This window comes from Paraburkholderia solitsugae (assembly GCF_013177695.1).
Taxonomy (GTDB): Bacteria; Pseudomonadota; Gammaproteobacteria; order Burkholderiales; family Burkholderiaceae; genus Paraburkholderia; species Paraburkholderia solitsugae.
On sequence record NZ_WOEY01000116.1, the window covers coordinates 71,480 to 78,854 of the forward strand.

The 7,375-nt window shown below is 64.2% G+C and carries 6 protein-coding genes and 1 pseudogene; 1 reads left to right on the forward strand and 6 read right to left on the reverse strand.

Annotated elements, in window-relative coordinates:
* Positions 1-21: 21 nt before the first annotated feature.
* A complete protein-coding gene (gene nusA / locus GNZ12_RS29725) occupies positions 22-1,497 on the reverse strand; it encodes a transcription termination factor NusA (protein ID WP_172315720.1) in 1,476 nt (491 codons plus the stop codon).
* Complete coding sequence (gene rimP, locus GNZ12_RS29730) at positions 1,494-1,952, reverse strand: ribosome maturation factor RimP (protein ID WP_074286020.1); 459 nt, start codon at positions 1,950-1,952, stop codon at positions 1,494-1,496. Before rimP ends, nusA begins: the two co-directional genes overlap by 4 nt.
* Positions 1,953-2,138: 186 nt before the next feature.
* Between rimP and GNZ12_RS29735 the strand changes: the two genes are divergently transcribed.
* Positions 2,139-2,489 carry a hypothetical protein gene (locus GNZ12_RS29735; RefSeq protein ID WP_172315721.1) on the forward strand — a complete coding sequence of 117 codons (351 nt, stop codon included), beginning with the start codon at positions 2,139-2,141 and terminating at the stop codon, positions 2,487-2,489.
* Here GNZ12_RS29735 and rluB read toward each other — a convergent pair.
* From rluB to GNZ12_RS29755, 4 genes and pseudogenes are all read right to left on the reverse strand, one after another.
* Positions 2,486-4,390 (reverse strand): 23S rRNA pseudouridine(2605) synthase RluB, encoded by a 1,905-nt coding sequence (gene rluB, locus GNZ12_RS29740; RefSeq protein WP_172315722.1) that lies wholly within the window; start codon positions 4,388-4,390, stop codon positions 2,486-2,488. The two genes, GNZ12_RS29735 and rluB, sit on opposite strands and share 4 nt — an antisense overlap.
* A gap of 63 nt (positions 4,391-4,453) precedes the next feature.
* On the reverse strand, positions 4,454-5,566 hold the full coding sequence (gene scpB, locus GNZ12_RS29745) for an SMC-Scp complex subunit ScpB (RefSeq protein WP_172315723.1): 1,113 nt from the start codon (positions 5,564-5,566) through the stop codon (positions 4,454-4,456).
* Between the two features lie 350 nt (positions 5,567-5,916).
* The gene (locus tag GNZ12_RS29750; protein WP_172315724.1) at positions 5,917-7,140 is read right to left on the reverse strand and encodes a pyridoxal phosphate-dependent aminotransferase; all 1,224 of its coding nucleotides are present in this window, start codon (positions 7,138-7,140) and stop codon (positions 5,917-5,919) included.
* Between the two features lie 126 nt (positions 7,141-7,266).
* A pseudogene (locus tag GNZ12_RS29755) lies at positions 7,267-7,375 on the reverse strand (LysR family transcriptional regulator); the annotation flags it as partial.

Genomic DNA, 7,375 nt, shown 5'->3' on the forward strand with positions numbered 1-7,375 from the left:
TTAGTGCGCCATGGTCATTTCTCACTGGAACCAATGTTCACGTGCTTTCATGATCAACGCCTTAGCGGCATCCTCTTCCATTCCGGTCATCTCGACCAGTTCATCCACAGCCAGTTCGGCGAGTTCGTCGCGCGTCTGGATCTGATGTTCGGCAAGCTTGGCGAGCAGGTCGGCATCCATGCCGTCCAGGCTCTTCAGGTCGAGTGCAACATTCTCGACCTTTTCTTCATTCGCGATCGCCTGCGTCAACAATGCGTCGCGCGAGCGATTGCGCAGTTCGTGAACGGTGTCTTCGTCGAATGCTTCGATTTCGAGCATCTCGTTGAGCGGCACATAAGCGATCTCTTCGAGGCTCGTAAAGCCTTCGTCGATCAGGATGTCGGCAACTTCTTCGTCGACATCGAGACGCGCCATGAACAGGTCACGCAGTACGCCGCGCTCCTGATTCTGCTTTTGCGCAGATTCGTCCGGCGTCATGATGTTGATCTGCCAGCCGGTGAGTTCGCTGGCAAGACGCACGTTCTGGCCGCTGCGGCCGATCGCGACCGCCAGTTCGTTTTCGTCTACGACGACGTCCATCGAATGCTTTTCTTCATCGACGACGATCGACTGGACGGCTGCCGGCGCGAGCGCGCCGATCACAAACTGTGCGGGATCTTCCGACCATAGCACGATGTCGACGTTTTCGCCACCGAGCTCGTTACGCACGGCCTGGACCCGCGAACCGCGGATACCGACGCAGGTGCCGATCGGATCGATGCGCTTGTCGTAAGCGACCACGCCGATCTTGGCGCGCACGCCCGGATCGCGGGCTGCCGCCTTGATTTCCAGCAGGCCCTGTTCGATTTCCGGCACTTCCATTTCGAACAGCTTCATCAGGAATTCGGGCGCCGTACGCGACAGCTCGATCTGCGGACCGCGAGCGGTGCGATCGACCTTGGCGATATAGGCGCGCACGCGGTCGCCCACGCGCAGATTTTCCTTCGGAATCAGCTGGTCGCGGCGCAGCAGCGCTTCGACACGGCCGGTTTCGACGATGAAGTTGCCCTTATCCAGGCGCTTCACCGAGCCGGTCATGATGTGCTCGCCGCGCTCGAGGAAGTCGTTCAGGATCTGCTCGCGTTCGGCGTCGCGCACCTTCTGCAGGATCACCTGCTTGGCGGCCTGCGCGCCGATACGGCCGAATTCGATCGACGGCACCGGTTCTTCGATGTATTCGTCGAGCTGGATTTCCGGCTGCTGTTCGCGTGCTTCGAACAGCAGGATTTCCTGATCCGGCTCTTGCAGACCGGCTTCGTCCGGCACCACCTTCCAGCGGCGAAACGTTTCGTGCTCGCCGCTTTCACGGTCGATCTGGACGCGGATGTCCGCGTCTTCTTCGAAGAGTTTCTTGGAGGCCGAAGCGAGGGCCGCCTCGAGCGCGGCAAATACCACGTCTTTATCGACGTTCTTCTCGCGTGCCAGCGCATCCACCAGCATCAACACTTCGCGACTCATTGTTTGCGGCTCCTAAAGTCAACTTTCGGAACGAGGCGTGCCTTATCGATATCCGCGACGGTAAAATCGAGCATCGCGGCGCCTTCCTTCCCTTCAAATTCCAGACCGATCGTCTCGCCTTGCGGAGCATGCAGGATGCCCCGGTACGATTTCCGTCCGTCCAATGGCTTTTTCAATGTGATTACCACTTCGCTGCCTGCGAAGCGTTCGAAATCCGCCAGTTTTTTCAGCGGGCGGTCGAGACCCGGCGACGACACTTCAAGCCGCTCGTAATCGATATTTTCGACCGTCAGAACGTGCTGGAGCTGACGCGTGACTTTCTCGCAGTCTTCGATCGCGATGCCGGCCGGCTGGTCAATATAAATACACAAACTGCCGCGCCCGGTGCGCTCGAGATCGACGAGCTCGTAGCCGAGTCCCACGACCGTGGTTTCAATCAGTTCCGTCAGTTGCACAGTGCCCTCTAAGATGTTCGCGCGGCGAGACCTGCCGGGTTTGTCTGCAAACACCAATGCGGGCCGCGCGCCAAGCCGGCGCACGTTCGTGCTACCCGAGATGCCGAACCACTGAGAACTGAGCGGCAAAAAAAAATGGGCTAAACGCCCATCATCTTATTGCCGGTGGTCGCACCTGAGCCGCACATGAAAAGCCGCACGCCCAGCGACTCCGCGATTGTAGCCATTTTTCGGGACAAACGCAAACCGCAGAACACCGCGCGAAGCGCATTTCCGCTTGATTTCATGGGAATCTTTCAACGATATGGCGGCGCTGCGGGCCTTTTGCAAGGCGGCTTGCACGGCCTCAGACCCGCGCCGGACAAGCGGGGCCAGGAAACTCTGCCCCTACTTATGCACGCACCGCGGTTTTATGCGTTCCATGAAACCTGCGATGAAACCCGCGGCGCTCGTCGATCGATTCTGACGGTGGCGAAGGGTGAATCGTTGAGAAACGATCGGCCGCCCACCGTCTGGCTTACAGCGCCGGCTGCTTAACGGCCACGCGAGCGGCCGCGCGGCGCGCCGCCGCCACGATTGGCGCCGCCTGCGTTGGCGTTGCCACCACCGGCGCGGTTGGCGTTACCGCCACGATTGCCGCCCGGCCCGCGGCTGCCACCGCCGCTGCCCGGATTGCCACCAGGGCCGCCAGCGCGCTTACCGCCGCCAGCCGCACGATTGCCACCGCCTGACGGCGCGCGATTGCCGTCGACGTCACCACCACCACGGCCGCCACGCGGACCGGGTGCGCCGCCGCCCATCGGGCCGCTGAAGCCACCGGCGCTGCGCCCAGCGCCGCGATTGCCGTAGCCGCCGGCGCCAGCGCCGCCAAAACCACCCCCCGCGCCGCCACCGAAGCCACCGCCCGCCGCACCGCGACGGCCTTGACCGCGCGGCTGCTGCTGGTCGAAACGGCCATGCGACATCAGCACCGGTTCGCGGCTGATGAAGCCCATCGACGTTTGCATCGGGTCCGGCTGCTTACGCTCCGGCGCCTCTCTGCGGCCGCCCTTTTCTTCCGACGGCGCCTTCAGGCCGACCGACGCCATCAGCGCGCGCACCTGATTGTCTTCGAGCTCTTCCCAGCGACCGCGCTTCAAGCCCTTCGGCAACGAAATCGGGCCATGGCGCGTGCGGATCAGACGGCTGACCATCAGGCCGGCTGCTTCGAACATACGGCGCACTTCGCGATTGCGCCCTTCGGCGAGCGCGACGTGATACCAATGATTGGTGCCCTCGCCGCCGCCATCGCGGATGCGCAGGAAATTCGCCGGGCCGTCTTCCAGCTCGACGCCGTGCAACAGCTTCTGACGCATGCCTTCAACCAGCTCACCGACCACGCGCACCGCATATTCACGCTCGACGCTGTAACGCGGATGCATGAAACGGTTTGCCAGATCGCCCGAGGTGGTCAGCATCAGCAGACCTTCGGTGTTGAAGTCGAGGCGGCCGACCGCTAGCCACTTGGCGGTCTTCATGGGCGGGAGCTTGTCGAACACCGACGGACGGCCTTCCGGATCGGCGTGGCTGACGATTTCACCGGCCGGTTTGTGATACAGCAGCACGCGCGGCGGCTTGTTGGCCAGCTTGCGCTTGACCGGCTTGCCGTTGATGCGAACCTGGTCGGTCGGCATGATGCGTTGGCCGATGTGGGCAGGCTCGCCGTTCACCGACACGCGGCCGGCGACGATCAATTCTTCCATGTCGCGGCGCGAACCCATGCCGGCTTCGGCCAGCACTTTGTGCAGCTTCGGCGCGTCGTCGTCCGCGGCGAGGACGCGTTTGGGCGCGGCCGGCTTGCCACGGCGCAGCATCGGGGCGCGCACGCCGCCGGTGGCGCTGTTGTCCGCATCGAACGCGGGCGAGGTGACGTACGAGAACAGATCGTCCGGGCTCGCCTCGGTCGCGACTGCCACCGGCGCTTCGCCGCCCCGGCGATTCTGACGCTGACCGCCTTCGCGCGGCTGACGTTCGCCACGCCCCCCTTCACGCTGCCCTTCGCGAGGGCCGCCCTCGCGGGGCGCACCTTCACGTTGACCACCCTCGCGCTTCGCGCCGCCCGTATTGCGGCGCGGGCCCTTGGCGCCGGCTTCCTTGCGCGGCATGCGCACCTGCGCAACCACCTCGCCGTCCGGCGGCGCTTCAGTGACGACCGGCGCGCCTTGCGCGGGCGCGCCATCGGCGCCCTTCGTCTTCGCTCCGGCGCGGCGGCGTGCGATCAGGCTGCGCGGTCCGCGACGCAGGCCGCGGCGCGGACGGTCTTCGCCGTCTGCTTCCGTGGTCTGCACCGGGCGCTCGCCCTCGCCTGCCGACGCTTGCGTGGTGCGCGCTTCGTCGGCGCGTGCCGACGGCACGGCGCGCTCGGATTCGGACGAATCGGTGTCGTGGGTATGTGTCAAAACAACCTCAAAATGTCAGGTCGCGCGCGCCCGTTGCGGGCGCGGCAAAAAAGTTCGGTTACGTCAGGCGCTGCGCGACTCGGGTTCGTCGTCGGTCAGAACGCCTGCGTCCTGTGCAGCATCACGACGATCCTCAGGATCGCCGTGCGCCGCCGTGGTCGGGTTCGGCTCGGCGGCGTGCTCCGTATCGCGGAGTACGCCCGAGTCGTGCGCGGGTAATGCCAGATCGGCCTGGGAGACCGGATCGTGATTCAGTGCGGGCTCGGCGATGCCGGCCTGCGGCTCAACTTGCAGTTCAACCTGCGGCCCAACGTCGGCCACTTCGGCATGTTCTTGCCCAGCCGGGGCTGCGGCAGCATCTTCATGCGGCTCGGGTGCCGGCGCGGCATCCGCCGCGCCATGCGTGGCCTCGGTAGATTCAGCCGGCTCGCTTGCTTCGGCTGCCCCGTTTGCCTCGGTCGGCTCCGCGTGCTGCGCCTGATCGGCCGGCGCTTGATGCTGTTCATCGTGTTCGCCAGCGGCTTCCGTTTCTGCGGCCTCGCCTGCGGCGGATTCCACCGGCGCTTCGAGCAGGCCTTCTTCGCCTGAAACCAATCCCTGTGCGGTCTCGATCTCGGAAAATTCGATCGCATGCTGACCGAGCAGATCCGCGTTCAGCTGCGCCGACGGATCGGCGAGCGGCGGCAATTCGTCGAGCGCCTTCAAACCGAGGTCGTCGAGAAATTGCCGCGTGGTCGCGTACAGCGCCGGACGGCCTGGCACATCACGATGGCCGATCACTTCGATCCAGCCGCGATCCTCGAGTTGCTTGACGACCTGCGTATTTACCGTGACGCCGCGAATCTCTTCGATATCGCCGCGCGTGACCGGTTGCCTGTACGCAATGATCGCGAGCGTCTCGAGCACCGCGCGCGAATATTTCGGCGGCTTCTCAGGATGCAGACGATCCAGGTACGAACGCATCGCGGGCTTGCTTTGAAATCGCCAGCCCGACGCCAGCCCGACCAGCTCCACACCGCGCCCAGACCAATCCTGCTTGAGGTCTTCGAGCAAATTCCGAACAGTGTCTGCCGACACGCCGTCGGCAAAGAGCTTGCGCAAGTCGCCGAGCTTTAACGGCTCCTGCGCGCAGATCAAGGCAGTCTCGAGGACGATCTTCGCCTCTTGGGTATTCATGCAGCTAGGTCAGACCCTGTGGTCAATGAACCGGATCAAACAGACGATGTGGAACTGAAGACGCGCTCGCCCGATTCTGATCGGTCATATTGATGGGAGCACGCACCGGGGGGAGGCGAAACAGGCAATCGAGCCAAACCCAGCCGGACGGAGCAGCGATGTTCCTGAAAGGAATCGCGTGACTGAGCGCCATATTACGCAAAAACAACCAGTGCGTAAAGACGAAATCCCCGGCGCATTTTTTAGCTTTGGCTTCGCCCGCCTGCTTTCGCGGAAAAGTAGGCGGAAATGCACGAGAATCGGGCTTAAATGACCTCTTAAACCGCTCCGCCTGCCCGCTCCGCCACGGCTCAATGCGTGCCGCGTTGCGCGAGAAACCGCTTCAGACGCTCGACACCCGCGTCGAGCCGCGCCGTGTCGCAGGCATAGCACCAACGCACGAAGCCCTCGCCTTGCGGGCCAAACGCGCTGCCGGGCGCCACACCCAAGCCCACGTCTCGCACCATGGCCTTGCATAGCTCGAGACTGTGCGACGCACCCGGCATCGAGAAAAACAGATACATCGCCCCGGGCGGCGCCTTCACGTCGACACCCGGCACGGTGGACAGCGCCCGCACCAGATGGTCACGCGACGCTTTCAGGTCGAGCACCAGATCCTGCGTGAAGCGCTCGCCCTGCTGGATCGCCGCGACACCCGCCTGCTGGACGAAATCCGGCGCGCACGACGTGTTGTATTCGACCAGCTTGCCCAGATCGTCCATCAGCGAGGCCGGCGCGACGATCCAGCCGAGCCGCCAGCCGGTCATCAGCCAAGCCTTGGAAAACGAATTCACGCAGATCACACGCTCGTCGCGCGCGGCCAGATCGAGAAACGACGGCGCCGTGCGCGAATGGGCGCCGCGCGCGCCGGGTTCAGCGTCCGCATAATAAAGACGCTCGTAGACTTCATCGGCGACGATCCAGATGCCGTGGCGACGGCAATGTGCCAACACGGCGCGCTGCTCATCGCGGCTCATCACCCAGCCGGTCGGATTGTTCGGCGAGTTGACCAGCAGCATCTTCGTGTCTGGCGTCAGCGCCGCCAGCAACTGCTCGAGATCGAGTTGCCAGCCGCGTTCGCCATAGCTCAGCGCGACGGTTTCCACATGCGCGCCCAGAATCTTGGGAATCTCGACCAGATTCGGCCACAGTGGCGTCACCGCAACGACGCGGTCACCCGGGCCCACTACCAGTTGCGCGGCCAGCATTAGCGCGTTGACGCCGGCACTCGTCACAGCAATGTGATCGGGCGACGTCGTCCCGTGCAACTCGCTGACGTAGCCCGCGAGTGCGGCGCGCAGCGGCGCAATGCCCAGGTTATGCGTATAGAAGGTGGCGCCGGCGGCCAAGGCGGCGCTGGCGGCGTCGCGAATGAAGGCCGGGGTCACCCGGTCGGACTCGCCGAACCAGAACGGCAGCACGTCCGCGACGCCGAAACCGGCATTCGCGACTTCACGGATCTGCGAAGGACGCAGTGCGCGCACGGCATCGCGCGCGTTGGGGAGGGTGGGCACAGGCAGATCCGATTCGCTCATCGAGGCTTCCAGACGGATGACGGACGGGTTATGGGTCAAGGCTGACGCTTGGCAGAGGCGACAGTTTAGCGCGGCGCCCGTTTTTGGGACGGCGAAGTCACGAGGTGACGACGCGTGCCCGAGTGATCAGCTCAAATCCTCAGCTCGCGCCGGCAATTGACGAATCAGACTCCACACCGCCTCCGCCGCCGGCGACAACGACCGGTCGCGCCGCCGCACCAGTTCGACCGTACGC